We start from the raw sequence: 19,546 nt of genomic DNA, 5'->3' as shown, positions 1-19,546 counted from the left end.
TGTCCGTTGCTGTCCGGGTCAGCTATGACCTGCGATAACGGGGTATCTGTCCCCGCTGCCTGCGGACAGAAAACCTGTCCCGGCGGGTGGCTCTCTCGCCGAACCTGTCCACCTGGGAAAACATCCATGCTCGACTGGGCCTGTCACAGCTGGGCCGTCCGCTTTCGGAATGCCACGGCGTCAGCCCATACGCCGTTGCTGGCCTTGATCTCGCCACCCGCTGCGAGGTATGCCTCGCGAGCCTTGTCCCGGCCCACGCGCGAGGGGACGTTGCGGGCGTTCATGTCCTCGACGAGCGCACGCACCGAATCCTCGAGGTCGTCGAGTGTCGGCACCTCGTCGACTGCGAGGTCGGCAAGCGAGACCTTTCCGGTCACCACCTCGTGCCGTAGCGGGGCTTGACGCCGGTGTAGGTCGATCACGTCGGGGTGCGAGTGCGTCCGGTCGAACTCTCGGGTGAGCTTGACCCGTGCGGGGGTCTGGCCCTTGGTGAGAATCCAACTCACGTCCACGTCGCCGCCCTTGGCCGACGAGCCACGAGCTCCCAGCGCGGCATCCTTGCCGGTGTGGTCGATCCGGATCACTGCGCGGCCCTCACGTTTCAGCGGGGCTAGGGTGAGCCGGTACAGGTCAAGGTAGGTCTGGGCGTCGTTCTCATTGCCGCTGACGAACCGCGAGACCGTATCGAGCACGACGAGCTGTGCATCGACGTGGCGTGCCAACGCGAGCAGGTCCCCAGCCCCTCGCTCGCTGTCCAGCGGCGCGAGCGCCGGGAAGCTCGCGTAGTGCAGTCGTGCGAGGCTGGCGGGCTCTACTCCCATCTCGCGTAGGCGATCCCCGACGATCTTCGGCGAGTTCTCGGCGTCGAGGTACAGCACCGATGCCGGGCCGTCCGGGCTGGCGTCTCCCTCGGGCAACTCGGCTCCAGTGAGCCCGTCGAGGCCAGCGGCGACCCGGTGAGCGAGTTCGAGGACCAGCAGGGATTTACCCGTCTTCGGCGCGGCGACAAGCTGATACAGCAACCCCCGCTGAATGAGTCCCGGCACGAGCCACACGTTCGGCTCCTGCTCGCCGGACAGTAGAGCCTCGAAGTCGAGCAGGCCCAAGAGTCGGCGGTCGTCCTCGTCAATGTTGAGGGTGTCGTCGGTCTCCGGTTCGTCGTTCCGCTTCGGCTCCGGCACGTCGGCGGGGACCTCGGGGTCGGTCAAGGTCTCGAACTCCTCGGCCGTCAGCTTCCACGTCGTCGAGGTGGTTGGCGCGTAGTCGTCGATGTCGAGCCCCGCCGCGTGGAATCGGCCGGCGAGGTCCTGCAAGGCCAGACCAGGGCAGGCGGGGAACGCGCGGACCTTGGGGTACGCGGCCCGCTGCTCGGGGCTGAACAGTGCCATCGTCGATTCGTCGAGCACTGCGAACAACACCACCGGACCGTCGTCGAGGTCGCTCGCGTACACCAGGCCCTCGGCGTGCGCGTGGTTGAGTAGACGATCGGATGCAGTCTCAACCTCGCCGTCGAACCCACCCTCGACCGGCACATCGTCGTCAGGATCGTCGTCGAGGACCCGCACGTACTCGTCGCGAATGGCCTCGCTCGGGAAGTGCAGCGCTCGCCGGTTGGCGAGGTACTCGTCGATGTCCTGTTCGCGCTGGCGCTGGCGGGCTTCGCGAGCCTCCAGTAGATCGGCTGCGAGCTCCGCGAACACTTCGTCACGTGTCAGAAGGCTCATCGGACACCCCCGCACAGTGCGACGAGCGCAGCGCTGTACTCGCGGGCATGAGCCAGTAGCGCCGCTATACCGGCCTGGGTATCGTGGTGGGCGTTCTCTCGGTCTCCTACCTGGTGGTGCGGGTGGGGGAAATGAACGCTGGGGGCCCCGATTACGGTCGGGGCCTTCCTCGTTGTTGTGGACACTTCGGTTCCTGTCTCTCGGTCAATTCCACTCCCCGGATTTGGTCGAGAAGGTCGCGTCGAGCGCCCTACGCTCCGATGCCCTTGCCGGTATCGGCCTTCTGCTTGATCGACCAGGCGAGTAGGTCGGGCTCGTCGCAGTACAGGCGTTTTCCCATGCGGTACATCAGCGGGCCCTTGCCCTGACGGTGCAGGTTGCGCAGGCTCGCGACGGTGTATCCGGTGATGGCGCTCAACTCCTCGATGTTGAACCGCCGGACGGTCAGCGGGATCGCTCCGATGTCGGCCATGCTGGCGGGGGTGTTCGGGGGCTCCGTGGTGCTCATTCGGTCCTCGCTCTGGTCTCGATGTGGTCTGTGCATAGAGTGCGCCGACTCGTCTTGATTCTGCAAATGAAATGTGCTGGGCACCAATAGAATTGAGCGCTTACGCTGACAGCGAGTTGATAGGTTTGATCGCCTAGACAGCGGCCCATCAGGGGCGTTCGGATCAATATGATTCAAGTCACAATTACGAGCTGCGAGCTGAATCCGTTTGGTTTCGGATAACGTTTGCGCTCATGGCTGACACCACGAGCGCCTCGACGCCGAAGACGAAGCGCAACCGCCGGAGCGGGATTGAAGACCGTTGGATGCGCCGCGATGGCAAGAAGTCAACGAAGTACGGCCAGGGATCCCGGTATCAGGCCCGCTTCGTGGACTACGACGGGCACGAGCACATCAAGGTGTCGAACGATCGGGACGAGCTGCAATCGTGGCTCGACCAGAACACCGCCGATCTCGTCACCGGCAAGTTCGTCGGCAAGGCCGCCGGCACGCGCACGGTCGGACAGGTTGCGGGGGAGTGGATGAGGCACTGCGAGCACCTCAAGCCGAAGACGGTCGCGGGCTACCGGTCGCTGCTCGACGGGCTCGTGCTGCCGACGTGGGAGGGCGTGACGCTGGCCGATGTCGATTACGCGGGGGTACGCGCGTGGGTCACAGCGATGCAGCGGGGCAAGCACGCGGTAGCGGCTCACGACGGCCAGGGGCGGGCGATGGTCGCGCGCAAGCTGTCGGCCTCGCGCGTGATTCAGGCTCACCAGGTGCTCAAACAGGTTCTCGACGAAGCCGTGCGGCTCAAGCTGCTACCGGTGAATCCCGCTGTCGGCGTCGCGATGCCGCGCAAGCAGGAAACTGAACGGCGCTACCTCGACCACGGCCAGGTCGAGGCCCTGGCGGGCAAGTGCGAGGACCTCGGGGTGATGGTCTACGTGCTCGCCTACTGCGGTCTGCGCTTCGGCGAGGTGATCGCGCTCCGGGTGCGCGACGTGGACCTTGACGGCGCGAGGCTGACCGTCCGGCGCTCGGTGACCTACGTGACCCGCTCGGCTGACGAGAAGAAGGCGGGTGAGGCAAGCGGATTCGTCGAGGGCACCACCAAGGGCCACGAGTCCCGCGCGGTCCCGGTGCCCGCGTTCCTGGTCTCTATGCTCCGTGATGTCGTCGAGGGCCAGAAGGCAACGGCGCTCGTGTTCCCAGGCAAGGGTGGCTCGTGGATGTCCTCGGGTGAGTTCCGTTGGCGCTTCGACCCTGCCGCGACGGCGGTCGGAGTCGAGGGGCTCGTGCCTCACGAGCTTCGGCACACGGCGGCGTCCCTGGCGATCCAGTCCGGCGCGAACGTGAAGGTAGTTCAGAAGATGCTGGGCCACAAGACGGCAACGCTGACCCTCGACCGCTACGGCCACCTATTCCCCGACGAGCTGGACGCGCTCGCGACCCGCCTCGACGGCGATCGGACGGCGGCGCTAACGGGTAAGTCGAACGCTCGGGGGTCGATCCTCGATGAGGCGTTGGCCCAGCTCGCCGACCTCGCGAAATAGGGGGCCTGCGAGCTACTGCGAGCTGTTTTCGGCCTACGCCCATGGGGTACCGGTCCGAAAACCGGTCCTGACCTGGCCATACTGGTGCCCTCGGTGAGACTCGAACTCACACTGCACGGGTTTTGAATCCGTTTCCTCTGCCAATTGGGATACGAGGGCGTGCGGGTTCCCACTCTAGAAGATCACGGGCCACAGTCAAACCACCGGTACCCTCGAAGCGTTCGCGCCCTGATCGGCGGGCGCCGATCAGAGGAGAATGCCACCATGAACGACACCCCCGCGCAGGGCACGGAACGACAGTCGCGGCGTGTGGTGGTGGCCGAAGACGAGGCGCTGATCCGTCTCGATCTGGTCGAGATGCTCCGGGAAGAGGGCTACGACGTTGTCGGTGAGGCCGGCGACGGTCAGCGGGCGGTCGAACTGGCCGAGGAGCTGCGCCCGGACCTGGTGATCATGGACGTGAAGATGCCACGGCGGGACGGCATCGACGCCGCGTCGGAGATCGCGGCGAAAAGGATTGCGCCCGTGGTGATCCTGACCGCTTTCAGTCAGCGCGAACTCGTCGAGCGGGCCCGTGACGCGGGAGCCATGGCGTACCTCGTCAAGCCGTTCTCGAAGGCGGACCTGGTGCCGGCGGTCGAACTGGCGGCGAGCCGGTTCACCGAGATCTCGCTGCTCGAGCGGGAGGTTGCGAACCTGTCGGAGCGGCTCGAGACCCGCAAGGTCATCGAGCGGGCCAAGGGGATGCTCATGCAGTCGCAGGGGCTGACCGAGCCGGAGGCGTTCAAGTGGATCCAGCGGGCCGCCATGGACCGCCGGACGACGATGAAGACGGTCGCCGAGGTGGTCCTCGACACGCTCGGAGGCGGTAGCGCAGGCGAGTGACGGGGTCCGGAGCGTGCTGAAGGACGGACGCGCGGGGAGGAAGGGCGTGGATGTCGGCGCGGCTCCCTAGACTGGTCAACCGTGAGCCCCGCAACCACCTCCTCTTCCACTGCCTCCGCGACCGCTGACGTGTCCGGCACCGACCGGCCGACGCTGTTGCTCCTCGACGGTCACTCGCTGGCCTACCGCGCGTTCTTCGCGCTGCCGGCGGAGAACTTCAAGACGCAGAGTGGGCAGTCGACCAACGCGGTCTACGGGTTCACATCGATGCTGATCAACCTGCTGCGCGACGAACAGCCGACGCACGTCGCGGCCGCGTTCGACGTCTCGCGCCAGACGTTCCGGGCCGAGGCGTTCCCCGAGTACAAGGCGAACCGCAGCAAGACCCCCGACGAGTTCAAGGGCCAGGTCGAGATCACCAAGGACGTCCTCGGCGCCATGGGCATCCCGGTGATGGCCATCGAGCGCTACGAGGCCGACGACATCATCGCCACCCTCACCACGCAGGCCACGGCGCTCGGATACCGAGTGCTGGTGGTGACCGGTGACCGCGACTCGCTGCAGTTGGTGACCGACGACGTCACCGTGCTCTACCCGCGCAAGGGCGTGTCCGACCTCACGCGGTTCACGCCCGAGGCGGTGGAGGAGAAGTACGGCCTCACCCCGCAGCAGTACCCCGACTATGCGGCGCTGCGCGGTGACCCGAGCGACAACCTGCCGGGCATCCCCGGTGTGGGCGAGAAGACCGCGGCCAAGTGGATCCGCGAGTACGGCTCGCTCGAAAACCTCGTCAACGACGTCGACAAGGTGCGCGGCAAGGTCGGCGACTCGCTGCGCGCCAACCTCAACGGCGTCCTGCTCAACCGGCACCTCACCGAGATGGTGCGCGACGTCTCGCTCCCGTACACGCCGGACCAGTTGGCGCTGGCGCCGTGGGACCGCGAACGCATCCACGCGCTGTTCGACGACCTCGAGTTCAAGGTGCTGCGGGACCGCCTGTTCGCGACCCTCAGTTCCGCCGAACCCGAGGCCGAGGAGGGTTTCGAGGTGCGCGGGCGCGCGCTGGCTCCGGGTGAGGTCGCGGCATGGATCGCGGAGCATGCGTCGGCGGGAGAGCGGCACGGCCTGTCCGTCGTCGGCGCCGGAACGCCGTACGGCGGCGACGTCACCGCCGTCGCGATCGCCGCCTCCGACGGCGAGGGCGCCTACATCTCGACCACCACCGCGACGCCCGAGGACGAGGCTGCCCTCGTGGCGTGGCTCGCCGACCCGGAGCAGCCGAAGGCGTTGCACGAAGCCAAGCGGGCGATGCACGCGCTGTGGGGCCGTGGTTGGACCCTGGCGGGGTTGACCAGTGACACCGCGCTCGCGGCGTATCTCGTGCGCCCCGGGCAGCGCAGCTTCAACCTCGACGATCTGTCGCTGCGTTACCTCAAGCGCGAGCTGCGCGTGGAAGAGTCCGGGCAGCAACAGCTTTCGCTGCTGGACGACGAAGAGGCCGCCGACGCCGAAGTGGCGGAGGGCGAGATCCTGCGCGCTCGGGCCGTCGTCGACCTGGCTGCCGCGCTCGACACCGAACTGGCCGACATCGAGGCCACCGGACTGCTGGCCGACATGGAGCTGCCGCTGCTGGCGGTGCTCGCCGAACTCGAGGCGACGGGCATCGCCGTCGACAGTGCACACCTGCACGATCTGCAGTCGACGTTCGCCGCGCGGGTCGCCGAGGCGGCCGACTCGGCCTACGAGGTGATCGGCAAGCAGATCAACCTCGGCTCGCCCAAGCAACTGCAGGTGGTGCTGTTCGACGAGCTGGACATGCCGAAGACGAAGAAGACGAAGACCGGGTACACCACCGATGCGGACGCATTGCAGTCGCTGTTCGAGAAGACCGAGCACCCGTTCCTCGAGCACCTGCTCGCGCACCGTGACGCCACCCGACTGAAGGTGACGGTGGACGGCCTGCTCAAGACCGTCGCCGAGGACGGCCGGATCCACACCACGTTCAACCAGACCGTCGCCGCCACGGGCCGGCTGTCGTCGACCGAGCCGAACCTGCAGAACATCCCGGTACGCACCGATGCCGGACGGCAGATCCGCGACGGATTCGTCGTCGGCGAGGGCTTCGAGACCCTCCTCACCGCGGACTACAGCCAGATCGAGATGCGCATCATGGCGCACCTCTCGCGTGACGAGGGCCTGATCGAGGCGTTCAACACCGGCGAGGACCTGCACAGCTTCGTCGGTTCACGGGCGTTCGGCGTGCCGATCGAGGAAGTGACGCCGGAGCTGCGGCGGCGGGTCAAGGCGATGTCGTACGGCCTGGCTTACGGTCTGAGCGCGTTCGGCCTCGCCGCGCAGCTCAAGATCTCCACCGAGGAGGCCCGCCAGCAGATGGAGGCGTACTTCGCCCGGTTCGGCGGGGTCCGCGACTACCTGCACGAGGTCGTCGAGCAGGCCCGCAAGGTCGGCTACACCGAGACGCTGTTCGGACGGCGCCGGTACCTGCCCGACCTCAACAGTGACAACCGTCAGCGTCGTGAGGTCGCAGAGCGGGCCGCGCTCAACGCGCCGATCCAGGGCACCGCAGCCGACATCATCAAGGTCGCAATGATCGACGTGCAGCGCGCGCTGCAGGAGGCCGGGATGAAGTCGCGGATGCTCCTGCAGGTCCACGACGAACTGGTGCTCGAGGTCGCGACCGGCGAGCGTGAGCAAGTGGAGCAGTTGGTGCGGGACAAGATGTCGACCGCGATCGAACTGTCGGTGCCGCTCGAGGTGTCCGTCGGCACCGGACGCAGCTGGGACGCCGCCGCGCACTGACTCGTGCGCGGGACGGCGTCCCAGTGAAGGCTGTAGTCGGGCGTCGCTCAGTTGCCGGACGGGGACTGAGCGGCGATCTCCTTGCGGACAGCGTCCATGTCGAGGGCCTTGACCTGTGTGATCAGGTCCTCGAGGGCGGCCGGCGGAAGAGCACCTGCCTGGTTGAACACCAGGATGCCGTCACGGAACGCCATGATGGTCGGGATCGACCGGATACCCGCGCCGGTGGCGAACTCCTGCTCGGCCTCGGTATCCATCTTTCCGTGGACGACGTCGGCGTGCTTATCCGACGAGGCCTCGAAGGTGGGAGCGAAGGAGCGGCACGGGCCGCACCACGACGCCCAGAAGTCGACGAGGACGATGTCGTTGTCCTCGATGGTCTGCTTGAAGTTCTGCTGGGTCAGGGTCTGGGTAGCCACGAAGGGTTCCTTTCCGGGGAGTAGGTCGGATGTCTGGTCCGTTGGCCAGTGCAACGCTCCCGCCCGGAGAATTCTTCCGCATGCCCCTTCTCGGACAGGCACGGCCGGTGCTCGGTCACGGTCGGCGGGTGATCAGCCACTCCCGCTTGGCGTCGGAATCCCATCGCCGGACGCCGTCGGAGGTGCCGACCACGTCGCGCTTGCCGGCGCGGGTGACGACGACGGCGGTGCCGAGGTCGACCGCCTGGATCCGGCGCGACAGCGTGACGTGCGGCGTCCATTCGCCGGGCACGATGTGCGCCGGGACGCCCTCACAGTCCATCATCAGTTCGTAGACGATCCGCTGCAGTGTGAGCAGTTCCGTGGTCGGCACCACCAGACGAGCGAGTGTCAGGCGGCGTCCGCCGAAGACGACCACACCACCGAGGCGCAGCGATAGCGGCGCCGACGGCAGTTCGCGCACGAGCGCGGACTCGACGTCGGGTGGGATGCGGCTCGCCACCCCCAACGTGATGTGCGGCCGATTCGATTCGGCGGTGATGCGGTCCTGACTGGGTAGGCGCGCGGCTGAGAGGCGGCGCCACTCGGCTCGCACGGTCGCGTCGACATCCCTGTCGAGAAGCAACTCCACGGACTGGACCATCGTGAGTAATGATTGTCGGATGACCAGTCGTGGTGCAACGAATCCGCGCATCGGTTTGTTGCAGGGTGACGGCATCGGACGCGAGATCGTGCCGGCCACCCGAGACGTCGTCGACGCGGCGATGGTCGCCGTCGGGCTACCGGACGTCGACTGGGTGCCCCTCCCGATCGGGTTCGACGCGATCCCCACCTACGGCACCCCGACCCCGGAGCACTCGCTCGTCGAACTCGCCGGGCTCGACTCGTGGATCCTCGGCCCGCACGACAGCGCCTCGTACCCCGAACCGTTCCAGATGCAGCTGACCCCGGGCGGTGCGATCCGTAAGCGATTCGACCTGTACGCGAATATTCGGCCGGCGCGGACGCTGCCTGGGGTGCGGGCGATGTCGCCGCGGATGGACCTGGTCATCGTCCGCGAGAACACCGAAGGGTTCTACGCCGACCGGAACATGTTCGCCGGCAGTGGAGAATTCATGCCCACCCCGGACGTCGCGATGGCCGTCGGAGTCGTCACCCGGCAAGCGTGCGAACGCATCGCCCACACCGCCTTCGACCTCGCCCGTCGACGGCGGCGGCGGGTGACGGTGGTGCACAAGGCCAACGTGCTCGCGACGACCACCGGGTTGTTCCGCGACGTGTGCCGGGAGGTCGGGCAGCACTACCCCGATGTCGTCGTCGACGACGAGCACGTCGACGCGATGGCCGCGTATCTCGTTCGCCGCGGCGAGGAATACGACGTCATCGTCACCGAGAACATGTTCGGCGACATCCTCTCCGACCTCGCGGGGGAGCTGTCCGGCTCGCTCGGGACGGCCGCGTCCATCAACGCGTCCGAGACGAAGGCGATGGCGCAGGCGGCGCACGGAGCGGCCCCGGACATCTCCGGCCATAACCGCGCCAACCCGACCGCGCTGATCCTGTCGGCGGCGATGCTCCTCGATTGGCTCGGGTCCAGGCGGGACGAACCGGCACTGGCCGCCGCTGCCGCGCGCATCCGCAGCGCCGTCGAACGAACGGTCGCCGCCGGTGTCGCCACCGCCGACCTCGGCGGACTGGCGTCGACGAGCGAGTTCACCGAAACTGTGATTGCGCGGGTGTTCCGGCGATGAACGCGCGGAGCCGCCCGATCATTGCCGTGCTGATGACGGTCCTCGTGGGCCTTCTCTCCGGATGCGTCACCAACAACGAGGGGTTGGTGCCGGTCGTTTCGGGTGTCGACATTCACCGCGTCGACGCGATCGCCGACCAACTTCCGCCGCAGATCGCCGCGTCCGGGCGCCTCGCAGTGGGCGTCAACGTTCCCTACGCACCCAACGAGTTCAAGGACGATCAGGGCAACATCGTCGGCTTCGACGTCGACCTGATGAATGCGATCGGTCAGGTTCTCGGTCTCACCGCGGACTTCAAGCAGGCCGACTTCGACAAGATCATCCCCGCCGTGCAGTCCGGGACGTTCAACGTCGGGATGTCGTCGTTCACGGACACGCTCGAGCGGGAGAAGTCGGTGGACTTCGTCACCTACTACCGCGCGGGTGTGCAGTGGGCGCAGCGGCCCGGCGACGCCGTCGACCCGAACGACGCGTGCGGGCTGCGCGTGGGCGTGCAGACCACCACGATCGAGGACATCGAGGAGGTTCCGGCGAAGAGCGATGCGTGCGTCGCCGCGGGGCAGCCTCCGATCGGGAAGATCAAATACGACAGCCAGGACGACGTGGCGAACGCGCTGATCCTCGGACGGATCGACGCGCTGTCGGCCGACTCGCCCGTGACCGCGTATGCGATCAAGCGCAGCGACGGCCGGATCGTGACGGCGGGTGCGGTGTTCGACTCGGCGCCGTACGGGTGGGTGGTGGCCAAGGGGTCCCCGCTCGGGCCCGTGCTCCAGCAGGCGATGCAGCACCTGATCGACGGCGGACAGTACCGGCAGATCGCCGAGGCATGGGGCGTCGAAGCGGGAGTGATCGAGACGTCGGTCATCAATGGGGCGACCAGCTGAGGAGACAGGGAGGCGGGAATCCATGTCAGCCAACGAGAGCCGAGCGCCGGACGCCGTGACGGAATCCGAGCCGACGCCGATCGAGGCAGTCCCGCTGCACCACCCCGGGCGCTGGATCGCGGCCGCGATCGTCCTGGTGTTGTTCGGGCTCTTCGTCTACGGCGCCGCCACCAACGACGCCTTCCGCTGGGATGTGTACGGCCAGTACATCTTCGACAAACGGATCACCGCGGCCGCATGGACGACTATTCAGATGACCGTCCTCGCGATGGTCATGGCCATCGTGCTCGGCGTCATCCTCGCCGTCATGAGGCTGTCGCCGAATCCCGTGCTCCGGACCGCCGCATGGGTGTACCTGTGGATCTTCCGTGGGACGCCGGTCTACGTGCAGTTGGTGTTCTGGGGACTGTTCCCGTCGATCTACAAGACGCTGGATCTCGGAATCCCGTTCGTACACCAGTTCGCGCACGTCGACCTGCAGTCGACGCTCGACACCGCGTTCCTGTTCGCGGTGATCGGACTCGGTCTCAACGAAGCCGCGTACATGGCCGAGATCGTCAGGGCAGGTGTCAATTCGGTGAGCGAGGGCCAGACCGAGGCGTCCAAAGCGCTGGGCATGTCGTGGTCGCAGACGATGCGCCGCACCGTGCTGCCACAGGCGATGCGGGTGATCATTCCCCCCACCGGGAACGAGGTGATCAGCATGCTCAAGACGACCTCGCTGGTCTCCGCGGTGCCGTACAGCGGCGAGCTGTACGGCCGGGCCCGGGACATCTCGGGCGCCAACTTCCATCCGATCCCGCTGCTGCTGGTCGCCGCCACCTGGTACCTGGTGATCACGAGCATCCTGATGATCGGCCAGTACTACCTCGAGCGGTACTACTCGAAGGGGGCGTCGCGCACGCTGACCGCCCGTCAGCTGCAGGCTCTCGCCGACGCACAGGGCCGCCCGGTCGTGATCACCCCGGACGTCGAGACGCCGCCGGAACCCCCGGGAGGAGAACGCAAATGACGCCGATGGTCAGGGCCGACCGAGTCTGCAAGAACTACGGCGCGTTGCAGGTGCTGCGGGGCGTGTCCCTCGAGATCGCCCGCGGGCAGGTGTTGTGCCTGGTCGGTCCCTCCGGCTCGGGCAAGTCGACCTTCCTGCGATGCATCAACCATCTCGAGCAGGTTAACGCCGGGCGGCTGTACGTCGACGGCGAACTGGTGGGCTACTCCGAGCGCGGCGGGAAACTGTACGAACTGAGCCCGCGCGCGGCGGCCCGGCAGCGGCGTGACATCGGGATGGTGTTCCAGCACTTCAACCTGTTCCCGCACCGCACCGCGCTGGAGAACGTCATCGAAGCGCCCATGCAGGTGAAGAAGATGCCGCGGGCCAAAGCGGTCGAGCGCGCCCGGGCCCTGCTCGACCAGGTGGGGCTCTCGGCGAAGGCCGAGGCGTACCCGGCGCAGCTGTCGGGCGGCCAGCAGCAGCGGGTCGCCATCGCGCGGGCGCTCGCGATGGATCCCAAGCTCATGCTGTTCGACGAGCCCACCTCGGCGCTCGATCCCGAGCTGGTGGGTGAAGTCCTCGGTGTGATGAAGCAGCTCGCGAAGGACGGCATGACGATGGTCGTCGTCACGCACGAGATGGGCTTCGCCCGCGAGGTGGCCGACCAGTTGGTCTTCATGGACGGCGGTGTCGTCGTGGAAGGCGGCCCGCCACGTGAACTGCTGGCCAATCCGCAGCAAGAGCGGACCAAGGCGTTCCTGTCGAAGCTGCTGTGAGGCGGTACCGGCCGCGGGTCAGGCCGGTTTGCGGGTGACGAAGATCGCCGTGCCCGGGAAGAGTTGCCCGCGCAGCGGGCTCCACTGGCCCCACTCCCGGTCGAGCCACTCGGGCCACTCGGGCTCGACGATGTCGCGCACCTCGAGCCCCGCGGCGACCGCCTCGCGGACCCGGTCGCCGATGGTCCGGTGGTGCTCGACGTACGTCGGGATCCCGTCGTCGTCGACCTCGACGTACGGCGTGCGGTCGAAGTAGGGGAGGGTCGCGGTCAGTCCGCCCGGCCCCGGATCGTCCGGGAAGATCCAGCGGATCGGATGGTTCACCGCGAACACCCACAGACCTCCCGGGCGCAGCACCCGCGCCACCTCCGACATCACCCGCGCCGAATCCGCGACGAACGGAACCGCGCCGAAAGCCGAACACGCGAGGTCGAAGCTCTCGCTCGCGAACGGGAGCGCTTCCGCGCCGGCCTGGACGAGGGGAACCCTCGGTCCGCTCCGGTCCATCGCCTCGAGGCCGCGCGCGAGCATCCCCATCGAGATGTCGAGGCCGACGACCTCGGCGCCCTGGCCGGCGAGCCAGCGCGCGCACGGCGCCGAGCCGCAACCGACCTCGAGGATTCGCTTGCCGGCGATGTCGCCGAGGAGTTGGACGTCGCCCTCGTGCAGTCCCTCCGGGCACCACACGAACTCGCCGTCGACGGAATCGACGCCGAGGAACTCTCCGTGGGTGCGGTGGTAGTCGTCGGCGTCGGCGTCCCACCACGCGCGGCTCGCGCGCTCACTCGCCTCCGTCCCGATCCGGGTGCGGGTCACCCCGCTGGTGCCGAGGACGGAAATGGCGGCGGCGTGACGATCGTCGGACATGACTGTCAGCGTAGAGTCCGCGAGTCCGAGCGAAACCTCGAGATCCCTCGGCGGTCGAACCGCCAGGTGAACCGACCGCCTGTCGGCAGGGTTTGCCCAGCTAGCCGAAGGTCGCGTACCCTGTTGCTCGCGAGTGTCTTCGGTGCAGTTCCTCGCCGGTCGGAGTTTCGATCGACAGGGTCGCGCTGGAGCCTCGTGGTGGTCTGGAAGACCGGGCGATTCCGGCGTCGAGTCGGAATCTAACGCATTCCGGTCTGCCTGTCTGACAGAACGCCATCAACCGACTATCAACCCGTCCGGAGCAACTCAACACATGCCCTCCAACACCGTGACCTCGCCGCAGGTAGCCGTCAACGACATCGGCTCCGCCGAGGACTTCCTCGCCGCCATCGACGCAACGATCAAGTACTTCAACGATGGCGACATCGTCGAAGGCACGATCGTCAAGGTCGACCGCGACGAGGTCCTTCTCGACATCGGTTACAAGACCGAAGGCGTCATCCCTTCCCGTGAGCTCTCCATCAAGCACGACGTCGACCCCAACGAGGTCGTCTCCGTGGGCGATGAGGTCGAAGCCCTGGTCCTCACTAAGGAGGACAAGGAAGGCCGTCTGATCCTGTCGAAGAAGCGCGCTCAGTACGAGCGTGCCTGGGGCACCATCGAGGAGCTCAAGGAGAAGGACGAGGCCGTCAAGGGCACCGTCATCGAGGTCGTCAAGGGTGGCCTCATCCTCGACATCGGCCTGCGTGGCTTCCTCCCCGCTTCGCTCGTCGAGATGCGTCGCGTCCGCGACCTCCAGCCGTACGTCGGCAAGGAGATCGAGGCCAAGATCATCGAGCTCGACAAGAACCGCAACAACGTGGTCCTGTCGCGTCGCGCATGGCTCGAGCAGACCCAGTCCGAGGTCCGCAGCGAGTTCCTGCACCAGCTGCAGAAGGGCCAGGTCCGCAAGGGCGTCGTGTCCTCGATCGTCAACTTCGGTGCGTTCGTCGATCTCGGCGGCGTCGACGGTCTGGTTCACGTCTCCGAGCTGTCCTGGAAGCACATCGACCACCCGTCCGAGGTTGTCGAGGTCGGCAACGAGGTCACCGTCGAGGTTCTCGACGTCGACCTGGACCGCGAGCGTGTCTCCCTGTCGCTGAAGGCGACGCAGGAGGACCCGTGGCGTCAGTTCGCCCGCACCCACGCGATCGGCCAGATCGTCCCGGGCAAGGTCACCAAGCTGGTTCCGTTCGGCGCGTTCGTCCGCGTCGAGGAGGGCATCGAGGGCCTGGTGCACATCTCCGAGCTGGCCGAGCGCCACGTGGAGGTTCCGGACCAGGTTGTGGGCGTCGGCGACGATGCGCTCGTCAAGGTCATCGACATCGACCTGGAGCGTCGCCGCATCTCGCTGTCGCTGAAGCAGGCGAACGAGGACTACAACGCCGAGTTCGATCCGTCCAAGTACGGCATGGCCGACTCGTACGACGAGCAGGGCAACTACATCTTCCCCGAGGGCTTCGATCCCGAGACCAACGAATGGCTCGAGGGCTTCGACAAGCAGCGTGAGGAGTGGGAGTCCCGCTACGCCGAGGCTGAGCGTCGCCACAAGATGCACACCGCTCAGATGGAGAAGATGGCTGCCGACGAGGCTGCTGAGGCTGCGGCCGGCGCTTCGGGCACCAACTACTCCTCCGAGTCGGGCTCGGACGAGGGCGCGGCTGCGTCCTCCGAGTCCGCCGGTGGCTCGCTGGCGAGCGACGCACAGCTCGCTGCACTGCGCGAGAAGCTGTCGGGCAACGCCTGATGACAGCAGCCTGAGCGCGTCTCAGGCCTGATCGACCGGAAGGCCCCGACCCTGTACTGCAGGGTCGGGGCCTTCCGTCATTTCCTCTGGCCTTCCTCTGACGCGAGGCGCATACGACAGTGGCCCGATCCCTGGCGGGGATCGGGCCACTGTGAGCGTCGTGTGCGGGTCAGTTCGCCGCGGCGGGCACCCATCGGGTGGGCATGGTTGCCGTTCGCTTCCGGATCGCCGTGAAGCTGTGGCGGGCGGGCGTGAGCACGCTGGTGAACCAATTGCGTCGGTGCTCCGCGAGCGCGGTTGCAACCTCCGGGATGAGGATCGCGTGAATGCCGTTCTCCATGCCGAGACGGTGCCGACCGGGACGGGTGGGATTGCTGCGCATGAGCGACTCCTACTCGTATCGAATCGGCTGGTCGGACGGTCGATGCAAGGTTATCGGACCAGGTGGTCCAAAGGCGTCATTTTGCTCCGTTGATGATCTTCGGCGTGTTTGGTGCGACACTGGTCGGCGTGTTGAGAGTGGGCCTCACCGGAGGCATCGGAGCCGGTAAGTCGACCGTGTCGAAGGTCCTCGCGGAGTTGGGCGCGGTGATCGTGGACGCGGACCTCATCGCACGCGAGGTCGTCGAGCCGGGAACCCCGGGTCTCGCGGCCCTCGTGGACGCCTTCGGCGACGGCATTCTCCATCCCGACGGTTCGTTGAATCGTCCCGCGTTGGCGGAGAAAGCCTTCGGTAGCGACGAGTCGCGGCTGCTGTTGAACTCGATCCTGCATCCCCGGATCGGTCAGCGCACCGCGGAGTTGGTCGACGGCGCGCCCGCCGACGGCATCGTCGTGCAGGACATCCCGCTCCTGGTGGAGGGGCGGATGGGTCCGGTGTTCAACCTCGTGGTCGTGGTGTACGTCGGCGAGGACGAGCGCGTTCGGCGCCTGACCGAGTTGCGGGGCATGCCGGAGGAGGATGCGAGGGCGCGGATCGCGGCGCAGGCCACCGATGACCAGCGGCGGGCGGCCGCGGACGTGTGGCTCGACAACAGCGGTGCGCCGGAACTGATCGAGGCACAGGTTCGCGCGCTGTACGCGGACCGACTGCTGCCGTTCGAACGGAACCTGCGCTCTGGCACGGTGGTGACGGTGCCCCCGATCGTGCGTCCCGCAGATCCGGAGTGGGCGGCGCAGGGCGAGCGACTCGTCGAGCGTCTGCGTGCCGTGTGCGGTGATCGCGCGGTGCGCATCGACCACGTCGGCTCCACGGCGGTTCCCGGTCTCGACGCGCGCGATCTGATCGATGTGCAGATCACCGTCGCCGATCTCGCGACGGCGGACGACCTGGCCGAGCCGCTGGCTGCGGCCGGCTTCCCGCCGGTAGCCGCGGCGACCCGTGACGAGCCGAAGCCCGCCTACGGCGTCGGCGGCGAGGCCGATCCGGCGCTGTGGGACAAGCGCACGCACGGCGGTGCCGATCCGGGCCGGCCCGTGCAGATCAGCCTGCGCGTCGACGGCTGGCCTGGCCAGGAGTTCGCGCTCGTGCTGCGTGACTGGTTGCGAGCCGACCCCACGGCCCGCGCGGAGTTCCTCGAGGTCAAGCAGGTCGCCTCCGCGAAGGCCGCGGCCGATGTGCACGAGGGCGACGCGACGGCCACCTACGCCGCCGCGCTCGCTCCCTGGTTCGACCTCGGGTACCAGCGGGCGCGGGAGTGGGCCGAGCGGAGCGGGTGGTCGGCGCGGGGCTGACCGGCCCGCGTCAGCGCCAACTGACCGGCATACCCTTCGACGCCAGCCACGCGTCCATGTCGTGACCGTGCGCGGCGATGCCGTCCACGGCCGCCACGGCGCGCTGGATCGCACGGTCGGCGGTGCGCGGCGAGATGTAGCCGTGCGCCGTCGCCGAGATCAGTTCGTCGACGTCGAGTATTTCGGTCTCGCGTCCGGTGCGGACCACGAGATCGACATAGTGGTCCTCCGCCTTCCAGACGTCGGCGCCCTTCGTGAAATCGCCGATGTCGATGTAATGGTCCTGGTCGCGTTGGTGGTACGGGTGGAAGTGGAAGATCGAGGCGCGGATGCCGAGATCCGGTATCAGCCACGATTCGAGGTAGTGGAACGAGGGATGATCGGCCGTGCGAGCCATGTAGAGCCCCCACGGTTCCAACCGGTAGTGGTCCACCGGACGCACGTAACCCTTGGGATCGGTGTTGGTGCATTCGGTGATGTTGAAGTACTCGACCTTGGGCCGGTGCGCCGGAACCATGTCGATCGTGGGCACGTAGACCGGGTCGGGGGGTGCGGTCCGCGCGACTGCGGCGGCTGGCTCGACGTTCTCCATACAGCAAGAAAGTACCGGCAATCGTGGCACCGGGCATCGGCGATCGAGCGCGTGGACCACAGCGTTATCAGAACTTGTCGGAAGGGGCGCCTACCCTGGTCTCATGGCGTTCGCATCCGAGCACCCCGTGGTGGCACATTCCGAGTTTCGGCCGGTCAGCGAGATCGAGCGGTCCGACAGTCGCTTCCAGGTCGTCAGCGAATACGAGCCGGCGGGTGATCAGCCGGAGGCCATCGACGAGCTCGAGCGACGGCTGAGGACGGGGGAGAAGGACGTCGTCCTCCTCGGCGCCACCGGTACCGGCAAATCGGCGACGACGGCGTGGCTCATCGAACGGGTTCAGCGTCCCACGCTGGTGATGGCCCCGAACAAGACGCTGGCCGCGCAGCTCGCCAACGAACTGCGGGAGATGCTGCCCAACAACGCAGTCGAGTACTTCGTCTCGTACTACGACTACTACCAGCCCGAGGCGTACATCGCGCAGACCGACACCTACATCGAGAAGGACTCGTCGATCAACGACGATGTGGAGCGGCTGCGGCACTCGGCGACGTCGAGCCTGCTGTCCCGGCGCGACGTCGTGGTGGTGGCGTCGGTGTCGTGCATCTACGGCCTGGGTACGCCGCAGTCCTACCTCGACCGGTCGATCGAGCTCGAGGTCGGCGTCGAGGTCGACCGGGACGCGCTGCTGCGACTGCTGGTCGACGTGCAGTACAACCGCAACGACATGGCCTTCACCCGCGGCTCGTTCCGGGTCCGGGGTGACACCGTCGAGATCATCCCGTCGTACGAGGAACTGGCGGTGCGGATCGAGTTCTTCGGTGACGAGATCGAGGCGCTCTACTACCTCCACCCGCTGACCGGTGACGTCGTGCGGCAGGTCGACTCGGTGCGCATCTTCCCGGCCACCCACTACGTCGCGGGTCCGGAGCGGATGGAGCGCGCGGTCAAGGACATCGAGGCCGAGCTCGAGGAGCGGCTCGCCGATCTGGAGAACCGCGGCAAACTGCTCGAGGCGCAGCGTCTGCGGATGCGCACCCAGTACGACCTGGAGATGATCAAACAGGTCGGCTTCTGCTCCGGCATCGAGAACTATTCGCGGCACATCGACGGACGCGCCGCCGGGTCGGCGCCGGCCACGCTCATCGACTACTTCCCCGAGGACTTCCTCCTGGTGATCGACGAGTCCCACGTGACCGTCCCGCAGATCGGTGCCATGTACGAGGGCGACATGTCCCGTAAGCGCAACCTGGTCGAGTTCGGGTTCCGGTTGCCGTCGGCCACGGACAACCGCCCGCTGACGTGGGAGGAGTTCGCGGGCCGGATCGGGCAGACGATCTACCTCTCGGCGACGCCGGGTCCGTACGAGCTCGGGCAGTCCGGCGGCGAGTTCGTCGAGCAGGTGATCCGCCCGACCGGCCTGGTCGATCCCGAGGTGATCGTCAAGCCGACCAAGGGCCAGATCGACGACCTCGTCCACGAGATCCGGCAACGGACCGAGCGTGACGAGCGGGTCCTCGTCACGACGCTCACCAAGAAGATGGCCGAGGACCTCACGGACTACCTGCTCGAACTCGGTATCCGGGTGCGGTACCTGCACTCGGACATCGACACCCTTCGGCGCGTGGAGTTGCTGCGACAGCTGCGGTTGGGCGAGTACGACGTCCTCGTCGGCATCAACCTGCTGCGCGAGGGGCTCGACCTGCCCGAGGTGTCGCTGGTCGCGATCCTCGACGCCGACAAGGAAGGCTTCCTGCGCAGCACGACCAGCCTCGTCCAGACCATCGGCCGCGCGGCCCGCAACGTCTCGGGTCAGGTCCACATGTACGCCGACAAGATCACCGATTCGATGCAGCGCGCCATCGAGGAGACCGAGCGCCGTCGAGAGAAGCAGGTCGCGTACAACCTCGAGAGGGGTGTCGACCCGCAGCCGCTGCGCAAGAAGATCGCCGACATCCTCGACCAGGTCTACGAGGAGGCCGACGACACCGAGGTCGAGGTGGGCGGTTCCGGACGCAACGTGAGCCGTGGTCGACGCGCCCAGGGTGAAGCGGGGCGCGCGGTCAGTGCCGGCGTGTACGAGGGCCGCGACGTGAAGTCGATGCCACGGGCAGAGCTGGCCGACCTGGTCAAGGAGCTGACCGACCAGATGATGAACGCGGCACGGGACCTGCAGTTCGAGCTCGCCGGGCGGCTGCGTGACGAGATCGCGGACCTGAAGAAGGAGCTGCGCGGGATGGACGCGGCGGGCCTGAAGTAGCGCCCGCT

The 19,546-nt window shown here is 67.2% G+C and carries 17 protein-coding genes and 1 tRNA gene; 10 read left to right on the top strand and 8 right to left on the bottom strand.

Annotation, left to right across the window (positions count from 1 at the left end; all coding sequences use genetic code 11):
- Positions 1–143: 143 nt before the first annotated feature.
- Together ACQ5DX_RS11365 and ACQ5DX_RS11360 are read right to left on the bottom strand one after the other, a co-directional pair.
- Positions 144–1,724: an AAA family ATPase gene (locus tag ACQ5DX_RS11365; protein WP_430332712.1), complete on the bottom strand. Its 1,581-nt coding sequence runs from the start codon at positions 1,722–1,724 to the stop codon at positions 144–146.
- A gap of 250 nt (positions 1,725–1,974) precedes the next feature.
- The gene (locus ACQ5DX_RS11360; RefSeq protein WP_430332711.1) at positions 1,975–2,232 is read right to left on the bottom strand and encodes a hypothetical protein; all 258 of its coding nucleotides are present in this window, start codon (positions 2,230–2,232) and stop codon (positions 1,975–1,977) included.
- 233 nt (positions 2,233–2,465) lie between these two features.
- On the opposite strand from ACQ5DX_RS11360, the gene ACQ5DX_RS11355 reads away from it, so the two are divergent.
- Complete coding sequence (locus ACQ5DX_RS11355; RefSeq protein ID WP_430332710.1) at positions 2,466–3,767, top strand: tyrosine-type recombinase/integrase; 1,302 nt, start codon at positions 2,466–2,468, stop codon at positions 3,765–3,767.
- Between the two features lie 82 nt (positions 3,768–3,849).
- Here ACQ5DX_RS11355 and ACQ5DX_RS11350 read toward each other — a convergent pair.
- Positions 3,850–3,926: transfer RNA gene (locus ACQ5DX_RS11350), tRNA-Leu, on the bottom strand.
- Positions 3,927–4,031: 105 nt separating this feature from the next.
- Between ACQ5DX_RS11350 and ACQ5DX_RS11345 the strand changes: the two genes are divergently transcribed.
- Positions 4,032–4,652: an ANTAR domain-containing response regulator gene (locus ACQ5DX_RS11345; protein WP_430332709.1), complete on the top strand. Its 621-nt coding sequence runs from the start codon at positions 4,032–4,034 to the stop codon at positions 4,650–4,652.
- An 81-nt stretch (positions 4,653–4,733) separates the two neighbouring features.
- Entirely contained in the window at positions 4,734–7,472 is a 2,739-nt protein-coding gene (gene polA, locus ACQ5DX_RS11340) for a DNA polymerase I (protein WP_430332708.1), read from the top strand.
- Positions 7,473–7,519: 47 nt separating this feature from the next.
- Here the strand turns inward: polA and trxA are convergent, their stop codons facing one another.
- Entirely contained in the window at positions 7,520–7,891 is a 372-nt protein-coding gene (trxA, locus tag ACQ5DX_RS11335) for a thioredoxin (RefSeq protein WP_430332707.1), read from the bottom strand.
- Positions 7,892–8,006: 115 nt separating this feature from the next.
- Entirely contained in the window at positions 8,007–8,534 is a 528-nt protein-coding gene (locus ACQ5DX_RS11330) for a 2'-5' RNA ligase family protein (RefSeq protein ID WP_430332706.1), read from the bottom strand.
- A 19-nt stretch (positions 8,535–8,553) separates the two neighbouring features.
- Between ACQ5DX_RS11330 and ACQ5DX_RS11325 the strand changes: the two genes are divergently transcribed.
- From ACQ5DX_RS11325 to ACQ5DX_RS11310, 4 genes are read left to right on the top strand one after another with little or no spacing between them, the layout of a single operon-like run.
- On the top strand, positions 8,554–9,642 hold the full coding sequence (locus tag ACQ5DX_RS11325; RefSeq protein WP_430332705.1) for an isocitrate/isopropylmalate dehydrogenase family protein: 1,089 nt from the start codon (positions 8,554–8,556) through the stop codon (positions 9,640–9,642).
- On the top strand, positions 9,639–10,529 hold the full coding sequence (locus ACQ5DX_RS11320; RefSeq protein ID WP_430332704.1) for an ABC transporter substrate-binding protein: 891 nt from the start codon (positions 9,639–9,641) through the stop codon (positions 10,527–10,529). Before ACQ5DX_RS11325 ends, ACQ5DX_RS11320 begins: the two co-directional genes overlap by 4 nt.
- A 22-nt stretch (positions 10,530–10,551) precedes the next feature.
- On the top strand, positions 10,552–11,541 hold the full coding sequence (locus ACQ5DX_RS11315) for an amino acid ABC transporter permease (protein ID WP_430332703.1): 990 nt from the start codon (positions 10,552–10,554) through the stop codon (positions 11,539–11,541).
- Entirely contained in the window at positions 11,538–12,299 is a 762-nt protein-coding gene (locus ACQ5DX_RS11310; RefSeq protein ID WP_430332702.1) for an amino acid ABC transporter ATP-binding protein, read from the top strand. Before ACQ5DX_RS11315 ends, ACQ5DX_RS11310 begins: the two co-directional genes overlap by 4 nt.
- Before the next feature lie 18 nt (positions 12,300–12,317).
- Here the strand turns inward: ACQ5DX_RS11310 and ACQ5DX_RS11305 are convergent, their stop codons facing one another.
- Positions 12,318–13,166, bottom strand: coding sequence for a class I SAM-dependent methyltransferase (locus ACQ5DX_RS11305; RefSeq protein ID WP_430332701.1), 849 nt, complete (start codon positions 13,164–13,166; stop codon positions 12,318–12,320).
- Between the two features lie 313 nt (positions 13,167–13,479).
- Between ACQ5DX_RS11305 and rpsA the strand changes: the two genes are divergently transcribed.
- Positions 13,480–14,952 (top strand): 30S ribosomal protein S1, encoded by a 1,473-nt coding sequence (gene rpsA / locus ACQ5DX_RS11300; RefSeq protein ID WP_280759387.1) that lies wholly within the window; start codon positions 13,480–13,482, stop codon positions 14,950–14,952.
- 169 nt (positions 14,953–15,121) lie between these two features.
- On the opposite strand, the gene ACQ5DX_RS11295 is transcribed toward rpsA, so the two are convergent.
- Positions 15,122–15,334: a hypothetical protein gene (locus ACQ5DX_RS11295; protein WP_127916614.1), complete on the bottom strand. Its 213-nt coding sequence runs from the start codon at positions 15,332–15,334 to the stop codon at positions 15,122–15,124.
- A 128-nt stretch (positions 15,335–15,462) separates the two neighbouring features.
- On the opposite strand from ACQ5DX_RS11295, the gene coaE reads away from it, so the two are divergent.
- Complete coding sequence (coaE, locus tag ACQ5DX_RS11290) at positions 15,463–16,686, top strand: dephospho-CoA kinase (protein WP_430332700.1); 1,224 nt, start codon at positions 15,463–15,465, stop codon at positions 16,684–16,686.
- A 10-nt stretch (positions 16,687–16,696) separates the two neighbouring features.
- Here the strand turns inward: coaE and ACQ5DX_RS11285 are convergent, their stop codons facing one another.
- Positions 16,697–17,203 carry a DUF402 domain-containing protein gene (locus tag ACQ5DX_RS11285; protein WP_430335629.1) on the bottom strand — a complete coding sequence of 169 codons (507 nt, stop codon included), beginning with the start codon at positions 17,201–17,203 and terminating at the stop codon, positions 16,697–16,699.
- 178 nt (positions 17,204–17,381) lie between these two features.
- On the opposite strand from ACQ5DX_RS11285, the gene uvrB reads away from it, so the two are divergent.
- The gene (uvrB, locus tag ACQ5DX_RS11280) at positions 17,382–19,538 is read left to right on the top strand and encodes an excinuclease ABC subunit UvrB (RefSeq protein WP_430332699.1); all 2,157 of its coding nucleotides are present in this window, start codon (positions 17,382–17,384) and stop codon (positions 19,536–19,538) included.
- Positions 19,539–19,546: the final 8 nt, after the last annotated feature.

The sequence above is a fragment of the Rhodococcus sp. ACT016 genome (assembly GCF_050477185.1).
GTDB lineage: Bacteria > Actinomycetota > Actinomycetes > Mycobacteriales > Mycobacteriaceae > Prescottella.
The sequence above is the reverse complement of the archived record's forward strand: the minus strand, read 5'-3'. Positions and strand labels throughout refer to the sequence as shown.

Coding starts and splice junctions, on each gene's coding strand:
- uvrB (WP_430332699.1), top strand. CDS start 17,382: ATGGCGTTCGCATCCGAGCACCCCGTGGTGGCACATTCCGAGTTTCGG.
- ACQ5DX_RS11345 (WP_430332709.1), top strand. CDS start 4,032: ATGAACGACACCCCCGCGCAGGGCACGGAACGACAGTCGCGGCGTGTG.
- ACQ5DX_RS11325 (WP_430332705.1), top strand. CDS start 8,554: ATGACCAGTCGTGGTGCAACGAATCCGCGCATCGGTTTGTTGCAGGGT.
- ACQ5DX_RS11305 (WP_430332701.1), bottom strand. CDS start 13,166: ATGTCCGACGATCGTCACGCCGCCGCCATTTCCGTCCTCGGCACCAGC.
- ACQ5DX_RS11320 (WP_430332704.1), top strand. CDS start 9,639: ATGAACGCGCGGAGCCGCCCGATCATTGCCGTGCTGATGACGGTCCTC.
- ACQ5DX_RS11360 (WP_430332711.1), bottom strand. CDS start 2,232: ATGAGCACCACGGAGCCCCCGAACACCCCCGCCAGCATGGCCGACATC.
- ACQ5DX_RS11330 (WP_430332706.1), bottom strand. CDS start 8,534: ATGGTCCAGTCCGTGGAGTTGCTTCTCGACAGGGATGTCGACGCGACC.
- ACQ5DX_RS11310 (WP_430332702.1), top strand. CDS start 11,538: ATGACGCCGATGGTCAGGGCCGACCGAGTCTGCAAGAACTACGGCGCG.
- ACQ5DX_RS11355 (WP_430332710.1), top strand. CDS start 2,466: ATGGCTGACACCACGAGCGCCTCGACGCCGAAGACGAAGCGCAACCGC.
- ACQ5DX_RS11285 (WP_430335629.1), bottom strand. CDS start 17,203: ATGGTTCCGGCGCACCGGCCCAAGGTCGAGTACTTCAACATCACCGAA.
- rpsA (WP_280759387.1), top strand. CDS start 13,480: ATGCCCTCCAACACCGTGACCTCGCCGCAGGTAGCCGTCAACGACATC.
- ACQ5DX_RS11295 (WP_127916614.1), bottom strand. CDS start 15,334: ATGCGCAGCAATCCCACCCGTCCCGGTCGGCACCGTCTCGGCATGGAG.
- ACQ5DX_RS11315 (WP_430332703.1), top strand. CDS start 10,552: ATGTCAGCCAACGAGAGCCGAGCGCCGGACGCCGTGACGGAATCCGAG.
- ACQ5DX_RS11365 (WP_430332712.1), bottom strand. CDS start 1,724: ATGAGCCTTCTGACACGTGACGAAGTGTTCGCGGAGCTCGCAGCCGAT.